The organism is Lachnoclostridium phytofermentans ISDg (genome assembly GCF_000018685.1).
Taxonomy (GTDB): Bacteria; Bacillota; Clostridia; order Lachnospirales; family Lachnospiraceae; genus Lachnoclostridium; species Lachnoclostridium phytofermentans.
On sequence record NC_010001.1, the window covers coordinates 2,946,734 to 2,968,168 of the forward strand.

Here is a 21,435-nt window from a genome sequence, read left to right on the forward strand (position 1 = left end):
GCGCTTTTGCGCCCTTTATTAACGAATCATACCAAATCTACTTATAAATATGGTACTGCTACATACAATGAAAAGTACGCTTCACGAATTTTTCATTATCATAACAAGAAAAAGTACGCTTTACGAACTTTACTAACTATCACTTTTCTCTATCATTGCATTTACCAAAGACATTCCATCTGATTTTACAATACGAATAGTTGTTTGTAAAGCCTTTTCAATATCTTTCACTGACATGTCATCTAGAAGTATCTCTTCTCCAGATCGTAACATCACATCAGGTATTAGCAACGCTTCCCCAAGTGGTTTCTCTTTTAATTGTTCTATGATATCTTGCCCAGTCAGTAGTCCTGTTACTGTAATGTCTTCTCCAAAGAAATGATTTACAATAGGATAAACATAGACGGTAAGGTTTTTAAATTTATCCATTGCTTGATTTGCTAACTGAGTCATAATATTCGAAGCTAGCATACCAGTTACCATAGACACTTCAACTCTCTCGTTAGTCGTTTCAATTTTAGATAGATAGTCTGTAACTTCATCCACTAAAGAACGTACCATACCGACACCATTTTCTATCTGAGGATATCCTTCATAAACTTCTTCTTTTGGGACCTCAAGACCTGCATTAATATACCATTCATCACTAGCAAATACAAAGCGAGTGCCTCTTTCTTTTTTAATCTTCTTTTGCCAGCCTTCAATCTGTTCTACTACTTTTAACGACTCAACTTTTGTAAACTTACGAAGTTTTGTTAAGTTATCGCGGTATTTACTTAATCCTACCGGAACTACAGATAAAGATTTCATAAATGGTAAGTACTTTGTTAAATCTTCTATCGTTTTATCAAGTTCTGCACCATCGTTATATTCTGGACATAATACGATCTGCCCATTCATCTCCAAACCTGCTTCATAAAATTGATCCAGATAAGCTAAGGTATCCTCTGCAAAACGATTGTTTAACATCTTCTTTCGAAGTTCACCATTCGTCGTGTGTACAGAAATATTTATCGGAGAAAGTTTATAAAAACAAATACGGTCTACTTCCTCCTTACTCATATTGGTTAATGTTATATAATTACCCTGAAGGAAGGATAATCTTGCATCGTCATCTTTAAAATAAATGGTATCCCTCATCCCCTTTGGGTTTTGATCTATAAAGCAAAAAATACATTTATTACGACAAGATTGATAGCAATCCATTAACCCTTCTTCAAACTCTATCCCAAGATCCTGTTCATAATCCTTTTCAATCTCTAATTCCCATTCCTCACCATTTGGCTTTCGAACCAATAAAGTTAGAAATTCATCATTAACCAAATAATGATAATCTAGTACATCTTTAATTTTTTTTCCATTTATACGAAGAAGCTCATCACCGTAGGATAACTCTAGCTCCTCAGCAATACTTCCCTTCTGAACATCTTTTATATAATGTCTGCTCGATTGATTGTGTTCCATATAATATTCATGCCTTTCCATAACCTGCAGACTATGTGCCACAGGTTCAATATTTGAAACGTGAATTGAAATTCACTTTGTGAAATACTCTGTTTTTTCAAACTAATATCTAACAGTTTGGTACTAATTAAGGTATATAAAAAGACAAATTCACTTATTATTCCCTTAATAACACCATGATACATACCCTATAGTTTACCATCCAAAGGACCGTAACGCAATATACATTCGCTATTTTCCTCTTTATATTGTCTTGCAAATGCTTCCATAAAATACTCCAATCTTTGATTAACTTCGCGCTTTTTTATCGAACAAGGTCGATGTAAAAAACCAACTCTTCCTTTATATGTTGTTTAAAATTCTTCAAATCGAACCAAAATATACATAAACAATTCCAATAGAGAAGGTGATTTCAAGATATGACAAAAAAAATTTACTTTGCTTTTTTATTGCTATTCGTTATAACATTTTGCGGTTGCAGCAACGGGAGTAAAAAAGAATCGCATACCCTAATTTATGACTCCAACTCCCCCTATCACTTATATGGAAGTATTTCCTTAAATCAGCAAATAAAAACAAGCGATGCAACTGGTCTTTATAAACTGCAAAAGCTTCCTTTAGCTGGTATATTTCCTGTAAGAAACTATCTTGCAAAACAGGTGGAATCTTCCTATGTACCAGCACCTACAAAGGAACCAGGATCCGTTCAAACAAATGCAAAACCAAACAATAACAACTCTCATGTCATTATAGATGCAAGCGGTTTTTTTACGTCATTTACAACACCACCTAAAAAAGTTGCTGTATTATTTTCTTCTTATGCACAAGTTTGGCAAGATGGCGGAGGTGTTGTATCGATTACAGTTCCAGATAGCATCAACCGAGGCTTAGTAAAAAAAGATGCTGTGACTGTGATAGGGAATGGGGATGGTCGAAGTATTAATGTGGAACGATTACTTAAATTAAAACCTGATCTTGTAATACTTACAAACGATTTTCCAGAACATGTTGAACTCGCAGAAATTTTAAGAGACAACGAAATCAAAACTTTGTTATTTCAAGTAGATAGTTTTCTAGATTATCTTACTATGTTAAAATCCTGTACGACAATCTTAAATACACAGGATAGATATCATACCTATGGCACTGAGGTTTTAGATACGGTTGAGCATATTGTAGAAGATACTAGTAATGTAAAAAATCCTCCTAAGGTACTATTTTTACTCGCAAGTCTTCAAGGAATTAAAGTTAAGGGAACCAATCATTTTGTCGGCGATATGCTAAACGAAATGAAAGCAATTAATATCGCATCTGAGTCTTCCATCCTATCAGATAAGCTAAACCCTGAGATTTTTTCAACTTCAAACGTAGATCAAATTTATATTTCTATCATGGAGGATAACATAGAAGAAACAAAAAAACTCGTCGATCAAGAGTTTATTAAGAATCCAGCATATCAAAACTTGAAGGCCATCAAAGAGAATAAGATTTATTATCTTCCAAAAGATCTATTCTCTTATAAACCAAATAAAAACTGGGGTAAAGCTTATGAATATCTGGCTAATTTATTATATCCAAAGGAGTCGCCATGAAGGTATACAAAGAAAACCTGTCCATTCAAATCAAATCTAATGGAGTTCTAAACCACTCCTTTTTTCTTTCTGTTCCTACCGTATTTAAGTTTGTATTCCTAGGTTTTCTTTTACTCTTTAGCTGTATTTCTGCCATTTGTCTTGGTAACATCGATATCTCAATACAAGATGTTATCGCTGCTATTTTTCCATTTGCAAAGCCTTCCGATAGCGTACATGAAATTATTTTATCACAAGTCCGGTTTCCAAGAGTATTATCCGCTATTTTTGCTGGAACCGGCTTGTCTGTTGCAGGATTAGTTTTACAGACTTTGTTAAACAATACACTTGCAGCTCCAGAAATCATTGGAATTAACTCCGGTGCAGGTCTTGGCGTAGTACTCTTATTTAGCTTATTGCCAGGGCAATTTTTGCTTGCACCATTCGCAACCTTTTTAGGCGCATTCGTTGCCTGCTTGCTCATTGCCATTCTCTCTTATCATGCTTATGTATCGAAAACCACGATTCTTTTCGCTGGCATCGCTATCTCAAGCATCTTAAATTCTTTTAGTAATCTTCTCCTGTTACTAAATCCTAACATAGCAGTTGATTCACAATCATTTATGCTTGGTTCCTTATCTGGTATTCGTATGAATCATAGGCTATATCTTCCTCTGCTGCTTATTCTGATTTCGCTTATTGTGATCATACTGTTTTGTCGATACTTGAATGCATTATCCTTAGGCGACACAATCGCTTCGTCACTTGGTATTCGAGTTCCGCTCGTACGAATATGTTTCTTAATCCTATGCGCAAGTTTAGCAGGTAGTGTTGTAAGTTTTGCAGGCTTACTGGGCTTTGTCGGTCTTATCGTTCCTCATATTGCACGCCGTTTTGTTGGAGATAATATAAAACTATTAATTCCTTACACTGCCATGCTAGGTTCTTTCTTCGTGGTCTCCTCTGATTTAATTGGCAGGCTACTTTTTAGTCCTTATGAAGTTCCTGTGGGAATTATTATGTCTTTCCTAGGCTGTCCATACTTTATCTATCTACTAATCCGACAGAAAGGAGCTGGGCTGTATGCTTAAATACGAGAATGTTTCTGCAGGTTTTGAAAAAACACCAGTAATCAATGATATCAGCGTGTCCTTTCCATATGGTACAATTACAGCAATATTAGGTCCTAATGGTTGTGGTAAATCAACTTTGGTTCAATGTCTCGCGAATAAAAAATTGTTATTAGAAGGCTCCATTACTTTAGATGATGTACCTCTTTATTCCCTTACACCAGCAAAAAGGGCAAAACGTATCGCATTTTTGCCGCAAATACGTGAGCTCCCTTCCATGAATGCGGAAACCTTAGTAGAACAAGGACGTTTTCCCTACTCTACTATAATGAAAAAAAGGACCGATCAAGATGACCGAATCATAAGAAGAGTAATGGAGCTAACCAATACTCTCGATTTTGTTGGAAAGAATGTAAAGACATTATCCGGTGGAGAATGTCAAAGAGTATATCTCGCTATGGTTCTTGCACAAAACAGCGATTATCTTATTTTAGATGAACCTACTACCTCTCTTGATATCAAACATCGTTTGGAATTTTTAGAGCTATTAAAGTCTCTGCGAAATCTTGGGAAGACAATTCTAGTAATTTTACACGATATCAGTGAAGCAATCCAAATTGCAGATATTCTGATTCTTATGAAAGAAGGTAAGATTATTAATGTTTCTAATAAGCAGGAATTCTCTAGCAATGCGCAAATTGAGGAAGTATTCCAGATTCAATTTAAAATGAAAGAAGAAGATAATATACAATACACTTCTTTTACCTTATAATGCGCTTGACGTACTAATTGTTAGGGGCTACAATAAGGAAGTTGATTTAAAAGAAGGGAGAACCATCATGAGTAACAGAAAAATAACGGAAACAATCCCTGTGGCTCCGCTCAAAATTATTGCAATGAAGAATTGTACATCACTCGGTACAAAAATAGACCAATGTATCGTAGAGGCTAGACGTGCGATGTTAGAAAATAATGAGGCATTACCAGCTTTTCTTGGATATGATAATAGCACTTATCTTGTTTCCTATGAAGTACCTCGTTTTGGTACTGGTGAAGCGAAGGCTGTCATTAATGAAACCATACGTGGTTGTGACCTTTTCTTAATTGCAGATGTCACGAACTATACCAATCACTATATGATGTTTGGTGAAGATTCTATGAAGTCACCGGATGATCATTTTCAAGACTTAAAGCGTGTCATAGCCGCTGCAAAAATCAGTAAAGTGAAACGTGTTAATGTCATTCTTCCATTTTTATATGAAGGAAGACAGCATCACCGAGATAAATTAGAATCACTCGATTGTGCTAATGCATTACAAGAATTATCTGAGATGGGTGTTGAAAATATTATTACATTTGACGCACATGATCCACGTATTCAAAATGCGATCCCAATTCGTGGTTTTGATAATTTCTATACAAGCCTTCAATTCATTCGTGAATTATTGTTTATAGAAAAGGATCTTGTCATTGACAAAGACCATCTTATGGTGATTAGCCCTGATGAAGGTGGTATGACTCGTGCTGTTTATTATGCCAATGTTCTTGGTGTGGAGATGGGTATGTTTTATAAGAGAAGAGATTATTCCACTATTATAGACGGAAGAAATCCGATCGTTGCTCATGAATTTCTTGGCTCCTCTTTAGAAGGTAAAGATGTTTTTATTGTTGATGATATCATTTCTTCTGGTGACAGTATTATAGATGTTGCGAAAGAGTTAAAGAGAAGAAAAGCTGGTCGTGTCTTTATTGCAGCTACCTTTGGACTATTCTGTAACGGTCTAGAAAGAGTCGATGAATACTATGAAGCTGGCTATATCGATAGAATTTACACAACTAATCTAGTTTATAATAATGAAGAGTTATTAAAACGTCCATACTATCGCAACGTAGATTTAAGTAGATATATCTCACTAATTGTTGATACTTTAAATCATGATACTTCTGTCAATGATATTATTAATCCAGCTGCTTTAATTCAGGAATTATTAAAGTCTTATCGAATGAAATAAGAATCTACTACCTCTGCCAAGGTATTCTAATACCTTAGTAGAGGTAGTCTTTTTTTCTCCACAAGGAACCGACAAGAGCTTAACAGCATATAGTACTATGAAGTCATTTATGAGCATATAATATTGCTCCTGGTGAAGCTTATGGCATTTTCTCCTAATGAAATACTCGAAGCCTTCCTGCTTGTAGTGGCACTTTCCGCAGACACCTTTGCAGCAAGCTTCGCATACGGTACCAACAAGATTAAAATCGTAATGTCTTCCACACTAATAATTAACGGGATTTGTACCTTGGCTCTAACGCTCTCCTTAGTACTCGGAAATCTGCTTCGTCCCATTCTATCTAACGATATCACTCGCGCCGTTAGTTTTACTGTTTTATTTATCCTTGGAATGTCGAAGCTATTCGATAGTACAATTAAGGCTTACATCCGAAAACATAACAAATTTGAGCACGAGTTACACTTTTCCTTTTTATATCTTCGTTTCATTTTAAATGTGTATGCAGATCCGAAGATTGCCGATGTAAACGAATCAAATTCTCTCTCTCCAATGGAAGCTTTATCCCTTGCTATTGCTTTATCATTTGATGGATTTGCAGTTGGTCTAGGTGCAGCACTGATAGATATAAATGTATGGTATATTATTATTCTGTCGTTCATTATTGGAATCCTTGCTATTATTTTAGGAAGCTTCTTTGGTAATCTGATTAGTAAAAAGATATCCATGAACATTTCTTGGGTAAGCGGTATTCTACTTTTAATCATTGCTTTTTCAAAAATTTGATTCGTTTCAATGTAAATTAATACGCAAAGCACTTAAATAATAATTACAAAGAATTTAATTAATTACAAAGCATTTAATTACTAAACAAAAGAATAAGTACGCTCCACAGTCTTATTTGTGCTGAAGCAAAAAAGGACAGAAATCAATTCTGTCCTTTTCTATCGCTTACATTTTATAACTATCTTAAAAACCAATTCATTGCTTCTTATATGATAGATAATGAGTTTTTATAATCAATATAATTACTTTTTCTCATTTTTACAACGAATTGATTACTTTTTCTCATTTTTACAACGAATTGATTTACTCTTTTTCGTTCTTAAAACGAATTGATTATTCTTTGTCCTCGAGAGCGTCCGGTAGGGATAATGACATAAATCCTGCTAAGCTACCTCTTTGTCCTTTACTTCCACGATGTGAGAAAAATAGATCTTGTCGGCACATGGTACATAATCCCGACTTTATAATATGTTCGGATGTCACACCAGCGTCACGTAATAACTGATAATTCGCTTCCCATAAATCGAGTTGATATTTCTGACCTTCCTTCGATTTCTTAGCATGTGGAAATAAAAAGTTTTCCCATTGTTCCTTTGTAAAATGAGCCATAAATTCTTCTGCTACATCTTCACTTACTTCATAGCAGTCTTTACAGATACATGGCCCAATGACAACAAGAATATCTTCTGGCTTGCTTCCATATTCTTTATTCATCTGCTCTACAGTAACTTTTCCAATCTTACTTACGGTACCTCTCCATCCGGAATGGGTTAAACCGATTGCCTTGTTCACTGGGTCTAAGAAATATAAAGGTACACAATCTGCGCTAAATGTCAATAAGGAAACATCCGATTCGTTTGTAATGTGGCCATCTATTTCCTTGTAATTACGTTTTTTCTTAATTCCCTTACCTCGATCTGATGCTTTAGCTACCCTAACATTTGCCTTATGCACTTGATCTGAAAATACTAAGTTATCAACCTCTATCCCGATACTATGGCATATACGCTCATAGTTTTCCATGACAAGATCTTCATAGTCTCCTCTTCGAAAGCCAAGGTTCATAGATTCAAAAATCCCACTACTAACTCCACCAAGCCTTGTAGAAAAACCATGTCTTACATATGGGAACTGCTCTAATATAGGAAAGGAAACGTAAGGAACGTTTCCTATGTTTTTCAGCACTGCATGTTCTGTTAATTTTATTTCACTCATTGGAACCCCCATTCTAGCCAAAACTTTTGTGCATAAAAACTTATTGGAGTTAAGAACAAAAAAAGCATAGTTATCGAGCTTTTCCTTGTTATGAATAGGGTATAAAACGATAGATACCCTTAAGATCCATATGCATCAAAAGCATTTTTTATTAATCGTATCTCTTCCTTTAACATCACAACAACATCAAACCGACACGGCGTACTTTCTGGTAACCGATTTACCAGAAGATAATACTTCGCTGTATTCGTTATTCGCCTCTGCTTTTGAATCGTAATCGCTTCTTCTGGAAACCCCTTTTCCACATTCGTTCGATACTTCACTTCAACAAATACCAAATACCCATTTTCCCTAGCAACAATATCAATTTCTCCAAGACGGCAACGATAATTTCTTGCAAGAATTTGATATCCCTGTTCTGATAGATAATTTGCCGCTTCAGTTTCTTTCGTAAGCCCCTCAACCTTTTTATTCACCAGGTATTTCCCCCATTACCCTTCCTTTAATTAAATCCATTCGGTCAACAAATAATAGTACTTGAGAAACAATTCCGTAGAGTTCTGGAGGAATACAATCTCCTAACTCTAATTTCGATAAAGTATTTGCAAGTGGCACATCCTTATGAATCGGGATATCTTCCTCAAGAGCTTTTTCTATAATTTTATCTGCTAAGATATTCTTTCCCGATGCAATAATCCTTGGTGCAGGATCCTTAGGATCATAAGAAATTGCAACTGCTGTTTTCTTATCCTTCTCCATCGTAACCTCTTTTCCGCATATAATATACGCGCGTAATTTTACGCTATGTATATATTTCGCTTCGTGTAATTTACACATCGTATATTTTACGCTGCGTAAATCTTACGATACTATACAATAAAAATGATGCTACTCAAACTTTTCCTCGTCATGAAGACAAATCGGATATTCTCACTTGCCTACAGGCAAGTTTTTCCGCTTACACTACTTGCTCATAACCTCATAGCCACTACGTGGCATTTCAGCAGGAGGTTAAATTTTTGATAAATGACGCTCTATGAATCGGTGATGGTCCTAGTTCTTTTAGTGCTTTAATATGATCCGCAGAACCGTATCCCTTATTTGAAGCAAATCCATATCCCGGAAATACCGTATCATATTCCACCATCAGACGATCCCTTGTGACCTTTGCAACAATACTTGCCGCAGCGATGGATATACTTTTTGCATCCCCTTTGATAATTGGGACTTGTGGAATTACAACCTTTGGAATCGTCACTGCATCATTTAACAATAACTCTGGGACTACTCCTAACTTATTAATAGCTCCTCGCATTGCTTCATAAGTGGCTTGTAATATGTTTATTTCTTCAATACGAGCATGAGATGCACTTCCAATACCAACGGAAATGGCCTTCTCCATAATTTCATCATAGAGTGCCTCTCGCTTCTTTTCACTTAATTGTTTCGAATCATTGATATATAAGATTTCGCAATCTTTTGGTAAAATAACGGCGCAAGCAATCACAGGTCCTGCAAGAGGTCCCCTTCCAACTTCATCAATTCCACAAATATAACGATAATCTGGATAGCTGAGTTCATATTCTTGAAGGAACCTAACTCTTGCTCGTTCTGCATTTAACTTCTCATAACGATTTTCATACTTAAATAGAAGTTTTTTTACACCCTCCCGCTCATCGGTACCATATTTATCTTTCACTCCGAAAAATCCACCCTCACCAACAAGCTCGAGTTCTTTTGTAATTTCTGAAATTTTGATATTCATAACATCAATCCTTCTTTTCTTCTTCGTTAACTTCCATACGTTCACTTGGATGTTCCAGCGTTATACGGGCAATACGTCCATTTCTAAAATCATCTAATACAAAATTAGCAGCCTTTACTAAGTCAAGCTCTCCACCCTTTAATAAACAGGCGCGTTTCTTGGCAATTAGATCGAGATTCTCTATGTTACTATCCACCTCTTCCATGCCATATTTCTCACCTAAGACACCTGGGTATACACGATGAAGGTATTCGATAAGCTCGTAACATAAATCTCTTGGATTTAGGATATCATCATTGATGGAACCGATAAAGGCTATTCTCATACCAACTACTTGATCTTCAAACTTCGGCCAGAGAATACCTGGAGTATCTAATAGTTCAACATTTTTGTTTAATTTAATCCATTGCTTTCCTTTTGTAACACCTGGTTTATTCCCTGTTTTTGTACAGGCTTTTCCAGCAAAACTATTAATAAAAGTTGACTTACCTACATTCGGTATTCCTACAATCATCGCACGAATTGGACGATTTAAGATTCCACGCTTACGGTCTCGTTCTATTTTCTCCTGGCAAGCCTGCTTAATCACCTCATGTACATTCTTAACACCGCTACCGTTTCTGGAATTAACAAGAGCAACAAACCAACCTTTTTTCTCATAATATGATTTCCAAGCATCGGTCATTTTCTGATCTGCTAAATCATATTTATTTAACAAGATAATTCTTGATTTATTTTTTGCTAAATCATCAATATCTGGATTTTTACTGCTATATGGGATTCTGGCATCCACCAGTTCTATTACAACATCTATTAATTTTATATCTTCTTGCATCTGACGTTTTGCTTTCGTCATATGTCCTGGGTACCACTGAAAATGCATTTGTGTGCCTCACTTTCTTTCTTTGATCTTACATTAAAAAATTATCTTAATCTACATTCTATTTTTATCTTGATTCTACTCCCCTGAAGTTTTGCCTTCTCCCTCAACATTCTCCTCAACAGATTTTGAGTACATATTTATCTTATTAACAATGCCGAATGGATTTAACCGAATCCATGCCTTACCAATAATATCATCTTTTACTACATTACCGATATTCGCGAAACGGCTGTCTTCACTATTATTTCGATTATCACCAAGTACAAAAAATTCATCCTCATCTAAGGTAAACTCTTCGTCTGCAAGGCCTGGTATTCTTATAGGATCAACTACCATCGGTTCCTCTAAAGCTTCACCATTCACATAAACTACGCCATCTAAAATCTTTACTCGCTCTCCTGGCAAACCAATCACACGTTTTATATTATAGTAACTATGCTCATTGCCACTTTGCTTAAATACAATAATATCGTATCTCTTTGGATCACGAAACTTATATGCTAATTTATTTATAACAATCTTATCCTCATCCTGCAAGGTAATTTCCATTGATTCCCCAAGCATCGTTGTCTTCTCAAGTGCAACATTAATGATTGCATATGCAAGAGCAATCACTGCTACTATCTCAACCATCCAAATTATGATTCTTATATATAATTTTTTACGCTTTTTGCGTTTGATATCCCTATCAAAATCATATTTCATCATACTAATAACCATGCCTTTCCATAGGCTGCAAACTTTTGGGCCACAGGCACAATGATTTGCATTGCGAAAAAACTTTGAATTTTCACATTCCGTCCTAATTTAATTCATCAGGAGTATTGTCCCCTGTATTTCTATTATAACTAACTTATGATAACATTGAAACCAAAAAATATAAATTACAAGGTAAAATTTATATTTCAGAACCAGCTAGCCTTTATACGTAAAGAATAGATGATTCCAATTTCAAAAAAAGAGGGAGCTCAAAGTGCAGATTCCCTGACGCTTTGTGGCACCCTCTCTTATGCTTACTTTAAAAGTAATCTTTTACTAATCAAAAAGTAACAATCTTACTAATTTGAAGAGTTATCTTGCTAATTTAGAAGAATTATCTTACTAATTCTTTTACTTTAGCCTTCTTACCAACTCTATCACGTAAGTATGTTAACTTAGCTCTTCTAACTTTACCAAGTCTTACAACTTCTACTTTCTCTACAATTGGAGAATGTACTGGCCAAGTCTTTTCAACACCAACACCGTTAGACTGCTTTCTAACTGTGAAAGTCTCTCTTGCTCCACCGTTTTGTCTCTTTAATACAACGCCTTCAAATACCTGAGTTCTCTCACGATTACCCTCTTTTACCTTAGCGTATACCTTTACAGTATCTCCTACGTGGAACTTAGAAACTTCTGACTTTAACTGTGCATCTTCGATGCTCTTAATAATTTTATTCATGTTGTGACCTCCTTCAAATTTAGATGTTCTTACTACGTTCATTCGCTTCCTCACTTAGATTTCTAAGTTTACTAAGACTTAACCTAATGTTTGCGGTTAAGGATTCCAGTACAGAGGAACATCTCGTCTCACAATTTGCTATTATAACATAACTTAGATTAAAATGCAAGAGGTATTCCATATTGCATTTCTCTTTTATATCTCTTTTATATCACTTTTATAACTCTTTTATATCACTTTAATATCACTTTTTACGTTACATATTGCTTTTAATATTACTTTTTATAATTACTTTTTATATTGCTTTTTCATCTTATAATTTATATTACTTTTTTCATTTTATAATTTAAAGCCAAAGCAACTGCAAATGAAATTGTTTCTACAATAGGCATCGAAATCCAGATACCATTTGCTCCTATAAACAATGGCAAGATTAATACAAATGCACTGCCTAATATTAAACCTCGTAAAAGATTGACCCCCATTGCGTATTGTGGCTTCATTACTGCTTGGAAATAACCGCTTATAAAAATATTCAGGTTCATAAATAAGAATGCTAAAATATACATTCTAATGGCAGGAATTGCTAATGACAATATTTCATCTGTTGCATGTACAAACAATCCTGTAATAACTCCTGGGAATAAGGCACCTAGCGCAACGATAATTGATCCAATTATTGTAGTTGTAATAAACCCTAAGTGCTTAACTTCATCTACACGCTTTCTTTCCCCTGCTCCAAAGTTAATTGCAAGTATAGGCTGTGATGCCTGCGCAACACCATTTGCTAAGGACATCACAATAAAAGAACTGTTTGCAATAATACTATAAACAGTGATACCGATGTCTCCAATGTATTTTACAAGTTGAATATTAAAGAGGAATGTAACAATACCATTCGAGATTTCAATTAAAAAGCTGGCTAGTCCACTGGTTACTACTTTAGAAAATCGTTTCATCGAAAATCCATTCTTTACTAGCTTTAACTGATTTGTTTTCTTAAAAAAATGAACTATCAAGATCAAGCAAGTAATCGAACTTCCGATTACTGTAGCGATTGCTCCGCCGAACATTCCCCAGTGAAATATATAGATAAAGATATAGTCTAAGATGATATTAGTAACACCACCTGTAATTACACCAATCATCGATAAATTAGGGTCTTTATCATTTCGTATAAAAGCTTGAAGCAAAGCAGAAAACATAAAAACAGGAGCACCCGCCACTAATGTTCTTCCATACTCACTAGCGAGTGTAAATGTTACATCGGTAGCTCCTAAGAAATATAAGATCGGTTTAAACCCAAGTTGCATGATAATCAATAGAAATATGGATATAAAAGTTACCGATAATACCGAGGTCGTAAAATACTGCTTTCCAAGTAACGAATCGTTACTTCCATTTGCAATTGACATTAAAACCGAACCGCCAACTCCAAATAATAAACCGGTACCAAAAAATAGCGTAAAAAGTGGTAACACGATATTTAGAGCAGCGATTCCTTCTGGACCTACTCCTTTACCTATCATAATAGAATCAGCGAGAATATAAATTGAAGTAACTAATGTCGCACTTATTGATGGTAATAAATAGCGGAAAAATAACTTTCTCGTTGAATCCTTCTTTAAATCTAATTGTTTCATTTCTATCTCCTTCATTTGTTACATTCTGTAGAACGATTTTTTCTTTCTACCAAACCAAGTCCGCTCTAACAAAATAATCCTCCTATCACAACAAAAAACTGGATAATCCAGTTGAAAGTCTCCAACTATCTTATCCAGAATATAAAATCTATATACCCATCGACGAATAAGCGCAATCATAGTACATCGTTACATCGCTGTCAGTTACCTAAAAGCGGAGTTTAGACATACAAGTTATATTTAATCTCTTACACATTCTTTGAATCTTCTCCCAATCGTAATTGTTCCAAAAACTGCTTTTCTTTTTTGCTTAAAACAGCTTCTTCTAACAATTCTGGGCGATTCTTTAACGTTCTGATAATCGATTGTTCTCTACGCCATTTCTCGATATTTGCATGATGACCAGACAACAAGACATCAGGCACTTTTTGTTCCATAAATACTTCCGGCCTGGTATACTGAGGATATTCCAGTAAATTGTCCTGTAACGATTCAAATTCAGCAGAGGCATTGTTATTTAATACCCCAGGTATTAATCTTGAAATCGCATCCATCATTACCATAACAGGAAGTTCTCCACCGGTAAGAATGTAATCTCCTATGGAAACATAATCAGTTACAATCTGATCTAACACCCGTTCATCAATACCTTCGTAATGCCCACATAGAAATACTAAATCATCTTCTTTCGCAAATTCCTCTGCCATTTTCTGATGAAATACTTTTCCTTGTGGTGTTAAATAGATGACACGAGGACGTCTGGTTTCATTTTTCCTCTCAGAAACCGATTCCTCCGGTATTTTCATAGTTTTATCCTGAGCTAACATCTCTTTGTTATGGTCAATCATCTTCATTACATGTTCATAGGTTCGATAAACAGGCCCTGGTGCCATAACCATACCAGCGCCACCACCATAAGGATAATCATCTACTCTGCGATGCTTGTCCTCAGAAAACTCTCTGATGTCGATTGCATTAATTGTAAGTAGCCCCTTTTCCATTGCACGACCAATAATACTAGTGTTCATCGCCTGATGAATCATGTCAGGGAAAAGTGTCATTACATGATAATTCATATGGTATCCTCCAAGGTAGAAGTGTAAAAGAAAATAAAAATTTTCTTTTACACAGAAGTTTGTGCCTGCGTCGTCCTCGGCACAAACTTCCAGCCTACTGACGGGCATGATTTCAAGTATGAAAGAAAATCGTATGATTATTCCACAAGTCCTGGAATTAAATGTACCACTAATTTTTTCTCATTGAGATCTATTTTTTTCACACAGTCATCGATATAAGGGATGAGTATTTCTTTACCTTGCTTCGTTTTTATTACAAACACATCATTTGCACCTGTTTGTAATACTTCGGTTAATTCACCTAGAGAATTTCCATCTTCCTCTTCTGCCTGTAATCCAATCAAATCGAAGATAAAGAATTCTCCTTCTGCTAGATCTACTGCATTTTCTCTTGAGATAAGTAAATCCTTACCTTTGTATTTTTCTATATCATTTATATTATCAATGCCTTTGAATTTCAGAATGACAAATTGCTTAAAAAATTTAACATTCTCAATCTCTAGCTCTTTTTGTTCTTTTCCAGTATCAAGAGTAACCATTTTTAATTTTTTAAAACGGTTCATATCGTCTGTTGTTGGAAATACCTTAACTTCTCCTTTAATACCATGAGTAGAAGAGATTACTCCAACTCGTAATAAATCTTCCATTTCTACCTCCATTCCAATACAGTCACACTGCCGATAATCGTTGTGCCTATAGGTTTTCATGGCACCAAACGTTACCGTCTATCAATCTTTTTATTCTTCTAAGAATAGCTTATACAAAAAGATGAAAAAAAACACAGCAAACCAATCAATTAGAGTAGCTCTAACTAAATTAGCCTGCTGCGCACATTCTAAAGCTGTTACAACGTCCTTCCATCCGGTAAGGTGAAAGAATTCCGCTGATTACTGCAGTATCTCTACCACGACTTTTTTGTCATCCTTTGTTGCGGCAGCTTTTACTACGGTACGTATAGACTTGGCAATACGGCCTTGCTTGCCGATTACTTTCCCCATATCCTCCGGTGCAACCTTAAGTTCAACAATGATTGACTTGTCTGTTTCAGTTTCTGTGACAACAACTTCTTCCGGATGATCAACGAGTGACATAGCAATTACCTGAACTAATTCCTTCATTACTCTTCACCTCCGCTTATTTCACGATACCGGCTTTCTTGAAAAGTCTGTTGATAGTCTCAGTTGGTTGAGCACCATCCGCTAACCACTTCTTAGCTGCTTCCTCATCTACATTAAAAGCGCTAGGCTCCTGTGTAGGATCGTAAGTTCCGATTTCTGCGATGAACTTACCATCTCTTGGAGATCTGGAATCAGCAACGATTACTCTATAGAAAGGAGCCTTTTTCTGACCCATTCTCTTTAATCTGATCTTTACTGCCATGTTACAATTCACCTCCTTAAAAATTCATATAGATATGAGAAATTTGATACGAATCTCAAATTCGTATTATTCTCTATCATTTATAATTGAATTGTAAAATCTACGATACATCATAAATCATACAAGTCAAAACTTCATTAAGCTACCGTGAGATATCCCACGAATGGTATGCTACTATAGTAGCACGCTCTTACAGTCCAAATGGCATGCGGAATTTCTTCTTGTTCTTTCCTCCAAGCATACCAGAAAACTGTTTCATCATCTTACGAGTTTCACCGAATTGTTTCACTACACGGTTTACCTCACTAATATCAACGCCAGCTCCATCAGCAATACGTTTCTTACGGGATGGATTAAGAAGGTCTGGATTACGACGTTCTTCCTTTGTCATGGAGTAAATGATGGCTTCGATGCCCTTTAGAGCATTTTCTCCTTCATCCCAGTCAATGTCTTTCATATTGGCTTTGCTTCCCATGCCACCCATACCGCCTGGTAACATCTCAACCAATTTCTGAATTCCACCCATCTTCTTCATCTGTTGCATCTGGTCTAGATAATCGTTGAAATCAAATTCTGCTTTTTTGATTTTTCGTTCCAGCTCTTTTGCCTTGTCTTCATCAATTTCTGCTTGAACTTTATCAATCAGGGTAAGCACATCACCCATACCAAGGATTCTGCTCGCCATACGATCTGGATAAAACTGTTCCAAATCAGAGAGCTTCTCTCCCATACCAATGTATAGAATAGGTTTTCCGGTTACTGCACGAATGGATAAAGCAGCACCACCACGGGTGTCACCATCGAGCTTTGTAAGAATTACTCCGGTTATACCAATTTTCTCATTAAAAGTTTCCGCTACATTTACAGCATCCTGACCTGTCATTGCGTCAACTGTGAGGATTACGTGATCGATATGAATATTTTCTTTTATCTCAATCAACTCGTCCATCATATCTTCATCAATGTGAAGACGACCGGCAGTATCGATAATTACGATATTATTGCCATTCTTTGCCGCATGCTCCATTGCCGCTTTTGCAATGTTCACAGGTTTATGATTCGTTCCCATAGCGAATACAGGAACACCTTGTTTTTCACCGTTAATCTGTAACTGATCTACCGCAGCAGGACGATAAATATCACATGCTACTAATAATGGTTTCTTGCCTTTTGCTTTAAATTTACCGGCAAGTTTTGCAATCGTCGTCGTTTTACCAGCACCCTGAAGACCACACATCATAATAACTGTGATTTCGCTACCAGGTTTTAAGGTAAGTTCGGTGGTCTCATCTCCCATGAGTTTGACCATCTCTTCATTTACGATTTTTACAACCATCTGGCCAGGAGTTAAACTAGTCATAACTTCTTGACCAATCGCTCTTTCCTGTACTGAATTTACAAAGTTTTTAACAACCTTAAAGTTAACATCCGCTTCTAAAAGTGCCATCTTAACTTCCCGTAATGCTAGCTTAACGTCCGCCTCAGAAAGCTTTCCTTTGCCACGGAGGTTTTTAAACACATTTTGCAATTTTTCTGATAAGCTTTCAAATGCCATAATAACCTCAATTCCGGCGACTTGGCGCCTACTGCGTCTTTTTGCAAATATTAATTCCAATCATAAAAAGGTTTTATGGAGAATTAGTATTAGATTCATTTATAAATCATTGAGAATATCATCAGACAGCTGTTCTACTATGTTAATCTTACTTAAATCTTTTGTCTGCTTTATCTCTTCTGAAATTCGTTTTATTTGGTTTACTTTCTGCTTCGTAGAATTGAATTTTTCTACTAGCCTCAGCTTTTCTTCATATTCTTTTAATTTTCTCGTACATCGCTTGATGATATCGTGTACACCTTGTCTGCTAAGTCCGGTATCATCTGCTATTTCACTTAACGAATAATCGTTTAGTATATAATCTGAAAAAACCTGTTTCTTATGATCCCCGAGTAGTTCACCGTAGAAGTCAAATAACATGGACAAGGTGACAACTTCTTGTAAACGGTCATCTTCCCTCTTGGAGTTTTCCAAAACCATTTGTTTCTTGCCCTCCTCCTAAAGTTACTTACCCGATATCCAATTCTTTTCTAAAAGACACAGAAATGATTGAACTATCACTTGACTCATCGAATCACCATCTGTAAAGTAATTTTCTTTACAGTTAGTTATTATAAAATATTTAAAATCGTTTGTCAAGTAATTTTCTTTACACTTAAAATTTTTTTCTTTACATATAAAAACTCTATTTAATAAGGTTAAATTAATTCCAGTTAATATCCGTAGGAGAACCTAATTTGTATGAATCTTTAAATACTCTCGTAAATAAACAACATTTCCATCTGGATCATAGAAACTCATATTACGAGTCCCCCAAGGCCTTATGGTAGGTTCTTCTTTGATTTTTGCTCCTAGCTTTTTTACCTTTTCATATTCCTTTTCTATATCTTCTACTGTAAAAGCAATACAGATGTTTTGATTATTGTTATTTTTCGCACTTCCATCATCATAGATTGTTAACACCGTTTCCTCTCCGAGGATTGTCTGATGTACAGCATCGTCACTATTATTCTCAACCTCGAGTAATGCTTTGTAAAACTCCGACATACGAACCACATGATTCGTTAATAGTGAAACTTCTCCAAGTCTCATATAATTTCCGTCCCTCCTTTTCGAATAGTCGTAAAACGAAATGCGTCCCCATAAGTTCCATCCCCATATTCTGCTTCAGAACATTTTACAAATGATCGGTTATCAAACGTTTCCCTTGGATTATTGCTTGTTACTAATCATTTGTTATTTTCGTTTATAAAATCTCCGAATTAGTAAGATAGTTCCTGCAGCCACTGCTACAACTAAAACTGCTGCTGATAGAAACGGTAGATTCTTCCCATCCTTAAGTCCCCACTCTGGTTCAACCGGCGGGATAAGGTCTCCCTTCACAATTTTTCGTACTGGAAGATCCTCATTTTCTGGATCACTTATGCAAACCCAGGCATTTACTTGCCCTAAATGATATTGGATATATCCCCAAGTCTGACCTTGTTCGTCAGTATAAACAGAAGTAATACGACTTGGATCAAACTCCTTAAATCTCTTTGCAATCTCTCCTGACCCAGGATATGACCATACAAATATTTCTTTCTTTATCTGATACTGCTCAAACTCACCTTGGTATTCTTTTAGCTCACTGATATGGTCATCACAAAACGCTATCCCATCATATTTTAAGAGGCAATCTTTTTCTGGAATCCATCCTTTTTTGTAAGAAACAGAACCATCTTCTGCATAGATAGGTACTAGACAATAAACCCATGCAGAATTTTGCTTATCATAGGAAAAGCTAACGTAAAATTCCGTCCCATTTGTCACCTTATCAACGATTAATTTTGATTCGGGGTTTACATAGATGCTACTATAACCTTCCTCCCCATTTGCGATAAATGACCTACTTACATAAGTACAAGAACTTCTATGGCTTCTGTAAAATGCATCATCAGGTTCTATAATAAGATCTGCTTTCGCTGTTTTACTTGCTAAAAAGAATATAAATAGGAATAACATAAACCAGGTCATCCATCTCGTTGATTTTCTTAACATATAAAACCTCCATTCATCACCTACTATTTTGGGCGGTAGCACTATTACACACCCTATCTTTCCCTATTAAAGAAACCAGTTGATAAACCATCCTATGAGAAAAGAGCAAGCATTTACCATAAAACTAAATAATACTGGATTTTGAATCTGCTTTGCATATTTCTTGTAAAAAAACGCCTCAATTCCAATCACAAGTAATTCCAAAGGAAGCTTAACAAGAAGTCCATGAAAGGAAACTGAAACAAGCAACCAGGTATGTATTAGAACTACAGGAGGATTCGTAAGTACATTAACTAGGAAAATCAATATATAATCTTTCTTATATCGTACTCCGTAGCAAAATGCAAAAACAACTTCAATTAGAATCGTAAGTACCAAGGATAATAACAAGATGCGTATGATTTCAAGATACATTCTTTTCCCCTTTACAATAACAGAGCAATATCAACAAAGATACTACCGTAATGATGCTAGCAATCCCCACATGTGTGATTGGTATCTTATTAAGATAGTATGGTAAATATCCTAAGAAAAGTGCAAATGTAAGTATTCCAAATGCAAATCCCTTCGCATTTGGAAGGATTTGCGATATGATATGTAATGTTATTGGCATTGTCATGTTAAATAAAAATATAGCCATTACGCCAAATAACGGATGTTGCGCCATTGAAAAAAATATAGCAGCAAATAAAAGTGAAATAGTGATCGTGTTTTTTCTACCAAAGGTATCGCTAAATATCCCTCCAAAGGCTTTTCCAAAAACTACACCACAAATATATAGTATGCCAAAAGCATAGGTAGATTTCCACGGAAAGGTTAAGGCAATACCCATATAAGAACGTAATCCAACTACAATCATAAGTCCGACTATCATAAGCAACCCTTTATAAAACTCATTATGATTATCACCTTCTTCCCCCCTATTGTTTGGTAATACAAAGTCAAAATCAACAGGAGGATTTTCAGTAACGAAGGTATTTCGTTTTATCGCATTATGTAACAGAATGATAAAAGATAAAATGATTAGGACACCTAACACCCAATAAATAGGTATACTTTTTTCTCTGCCAAGCATTCCGCCGAAATAAATTCCAAAAGCACCTGGTGACACAAAGATACCAAGAGTTGAAGCCCTTCCTTTACTTGCATTCATTACTTCTATACCACCACCGATATGAAACAGTGCATTCCCTGTTCCCGCCAATATCGCTAGAAGTAAAAATGGAATAAATGGAAGATACGAGGCGATAACAAAAGCAAATCCTAGTAAAACAACTGTCACATTTCGATTTAGCTTATCTGCTAGCAAACCAATCGGCATCTGAAGAGCAAACGCACAGAAGTTATAAACCAAGATTGACAGCCACCACATTCGATCAAGGCTTAAGGTGTGAAAAACGATGTAGGCACATGCAAAGTCGATAACAAAATGTGCAAATGAAAAGATATGTACTGACCTGATGAGCTTATACAAAACTTTTTTCATATCAATTTCCTCTTTTCTTTTTCTACAATCAGAGATTACGTTTAACGATTG

Annotated in this window: 24 protein-coding genes; 5 read left to right on the top strand and 19 right to left on the bottom strand. The window is 35.6% G+C overall.

Features of this window, described 5'->3' with window-relative positions; all coding sequences use genetic code 11:
- Positions 1–132: 132 nt before the first annotated feature.
- A complete protein-coding gene (locus CPHY_RS12350) occupies positions 133–1,485 on the bottom strand; it encodes a DUF512 domain-containing protein (protein WP_012200406.1) in 1,353 nt (450 codons plus the stop codon).
- A 398-nt stretch (positions 1,486–1,883) separates the two neighbouring features.
- Between CPHY_RS12350 and CPHY_RS12355 the strand changes: the two genes are divergently transcribed.
- From CPHY_RS12355 to ytaF, 5 genes are all read left to right on the top strand, one after another.
- The gene (locus CPHY_RS12355) at positions 1,884–3,056 is read left to right on the top strand and encodes an ABC transporter substrate-binding protein (protein WP_012200407.1); all 1,173 of its coding nucleotides are present in this window, start codon (positions 1,884–1,886) and stop codon (positions 3,054–3,056) included.
- Positions 3,053–4,126, top strand: a complete 1,074-nt coding sequence (locus CPHY_RS12360) for a FecCD family ABC transporter permease (RefSeq protein ID WP_012200408.1) — start codon at positions 3,053–3,055, stop codon at positions 4,124–4,126. Before CPHY_RS12355 ends, CPHY_RS12360 begins: the two co-directional genes overlap by 4 nt.
- Positions 4,119–4,877, top strand: coding sequence for an ABC transporter ATP-binding protein (locus CPHY_RS12365; protein WP_012200409.1), 759 nt, complete (start codon positions 4,119–4,121; stop codon positions 4,875–4,877). The genes CPHY_RS12360 and CPHY_RS12365 overlap by 8 nt, the downstream gene beginning before the upstream one ends.
- A gap of 64 nt (positions 4,878–4,941) precedes the next feature.
- The gene (locus CPHY_RS12370) at positions 4,942–6,117 is read left to right on the top strand and encodes a ribose-phosphate pyrophosphokinase (protein WP_041703632.1); all 1,176 of its coding nucleotides are present in this window, start codon (positions 4,942–4,944) and stop codon (positions 6,115–6,117) included.
- 141 nt (positions 6,118–6,258) lie between these two features.
- Positions 6,259–6,900, top strand: coding sequence for a sporulation membrane protein YtaF (gene ytaF / locus CPHY_RS12375; protein WP_012200411.1), 642 nt, complete (start codon positions 6,259–6,261; stop codon positions 6,898–6,900).
- Positions 6,901–7,233: 333 nt separating this feature from the next.
- On the opposite strand, the gene pgeF is transcribed toward ytaF, so the two are convergent.
- The 18 genes from pgeF to CPHY_RS12465 all read right to left on the bottom strand — a co-directional run bounded on the left by pgeF (position 7,234) and on the right by CPHY_RS12465 (position 21,384).
- Entirely contained in the window at positions 7,234–8,115 is an 882-nt protein-coding gene (gene pgeF, locus CPHY_RS12380; RefSeq protein ID WP_012200412.1) for a peptidoglycan editing factor PgeF, read from the bottom strand.
- A gap of 119 nt (positions 8,116–8,234) precedes the next feature.
- Positions 8,235–8,591, bottom strand: coding sequence for a YraN family protein (locus CPHY_RS12385; RefSeq protein ID WP_012200413.1), 357 nt, complete (start codon positions 8,589–8,591; stop codon positions 8,235–8,237).
- On the bottom strand, positions 8,584–8,874 hold the full coding sequence (locus CPHY_RS12390) for an EscU/YscU/HrcU family type III secretion system export apparatus switch protein (protein ID WP_041703636.1): 291 nt from the start codon (positions 8,872–8,874) through the stop codon (positions 8,584–8,586). Before CPHY_RS12390 ends, CPHY_RS12385 begins: the two co-directional genes overlap by 8 nt.
- A 241-nt stretch (positions 8,875–9,115) precedes the next feature.
- Positions 9,116–9,880: a ribonuclease HII gene (locus CPHY_RS12395; RefSeq protein WP_012200415.1), complete on the bottom strand. Its 765-nt coding sequence runs from the start codon at positions 9,878–9,880 to the stop codon at positions 9,116–9,118.
- A gap of 4 nt (positions 9,881–9,884) precedes the next feature.
- Entirely contained in the window at positions 9,885–10,763 is an 879-nt protein-coding gene (gene ylqF / locus CPHY_RS12400; RefSeq protein ID WP_012200416.1) for a ribosome biogenesis GTPase YlqF, read from the bottom strand.
- Positions 10,764–10,838: 75 nt separating this feature from the next.
- Positions 10,839–11,471, bottom strand: a complete 633-nt coding sequence (lepB, locus tag CPHY_RS12405; RefSeq protein WP_242657949.1) for a signal peptidase I — start codon at positions 11,469–11,471, stop codon at positions 10,839–10,841.
- Positions 11,472–11,856: 385 nt separating this feature from the next.
- On the bottom strand, positions 11,857–12,204 hold the full coding sequence (gene rplS, locus CPHY_RS12410) for a 50S ribosomal protein L19 (protein WP_012200418.1): 348 nt from the start codon (positions 12,202–12,204) through the stop codon (positions 11,857–11,859).
- A gap of 320 nt (positions 12,205–12,524) precedes the next feature.
- Positions 12,525–13,847, bottom strand: coding sequence for an MATE family efflux transporter (locus CPHY_RS12415; protein ID WP_012200419.1), 1,323 nt, complete (start codon positions 13,845–13,847; stop codon positions 12,525–12,527).
- Between the two features lie 248 nt (positions 13,848–14,095).
- Entirely contained in the window at positions 14,096–14,923 is an 828-nt protein-coding gene (gene trmD, locus CPHY_RS12420) for a tRNA (guanosine(37)-N1)-methyltransferase TrmD (RefSeq protein ID WP_012200420.1), read from the bottom strand.
- A gap of 137 nt (positions 14,924–15,060) precedes the next feature.
- Positions 15,061–15,570, bottom strand: a complete 510-nt coding sequence (gene rimM, locus CPHY_RS12425; RefSeq protein ID WP_012200421.1) for a ribosome maturation factor RimM — start codon at positions 15,568–15,570, stop codon at positions 15,061–15,063.
- A 240-nt stretch (positions 15,571–15,810) separates the two neighbouring features.
- Positions 15,811–16,041, bottom strand: coding sequence for a KH domain-containing protein (locus tag CPHY_RS12430; protein ID WP_012200422.1), 231 nt, complete (start codon positions 16,039–16,041; stop codon positions 15,811–15,813).
- A gap of 16 nt (positions 16,042–16,057) precedes the next feature.
- Positions 16,058–16,303, bottom strand: coding sequence for a 30S ribosomal protein S16 (gene rpsP / locus CPHY_RS12435; protein ID WP_012200423.1), 246 nt, complete (start codon positions 16,301–16,303; stop codon positions 16,058–16,060).
- 190 nt (positions 16,304–16,493) lie between these two features.
- The gene (gene ffh, locus CPHY_RS12440) at positions 16,494–17,858 is read right to left on the bottom strand and encodes a signal recognition particle protein (RefSeq protein WP_012200424.1); all 1,365 of its coding nucleotides are present in this window, start codon (positions 17,856–17,858) and stop codon (positions 16,494–16,496) included.
- A 99-nt stretch (positions 17,859–17,957) separates the two neighbouring features.
- Entirely contained in the window at positions 17,958–18,338 is a 381-nt protein-coding gene (gene ylxM / locus CPHY_RS12445; RefSeq protein ID WP_012200425.1) for a YlxM family DNA-binding protein, read from the bottom strand.
- Between the two features lie 252 nt (positions 18,339–18,590).
- Positions 18,591–18,950, bottom strand: coding sequence for a VOC family protein (locus tag CPHY_RS12450; protein WP_012200426.1), 360 nt, complete (start codon positions 18,948–18,950; stop codon positions 18,591–18,593).
- A 144-nt stretch (positions 18,951–19,094) separates the two neighbouring features.
- On the bottom strand, positions 19,095–19,898 hold the full coding sequence (locus CPHY_RS12455) for a hypothetical protein (protein ID WP_012200427.1): 804 nt from the start codon (positions 19,896–19,898) through the stop codon (positions 19,095–19,097).
- Between the two features lie 66 nt (positions 19,899–19,964).
- Positions 19,965–20,312, bottom strand: a complete 348-nt coding sequence (locus CPHY_RS12460) for a hypothetical protein (protein ID WP_041703638.1) — start codon at positions 20,310–20,312, stop codon at positions 19,965–19,967.
- A complete protein-coding gene (locus CPHY_RS12465; RefSeq protein ID WP_012200429.1) occupies positions 20,302–21,384 on the bottom strand; it encodes an MFS transporter in 1,083 nt (360 codons plus the stop codon). The genes CPHY_RS12460 and CPHY_RS12465 overlap by 11 nt, the downstream gene beginning before the upstream one ends.
- Between the last annotated feature and the right edge of the window lie 51 nt (positions 21,385–21,435).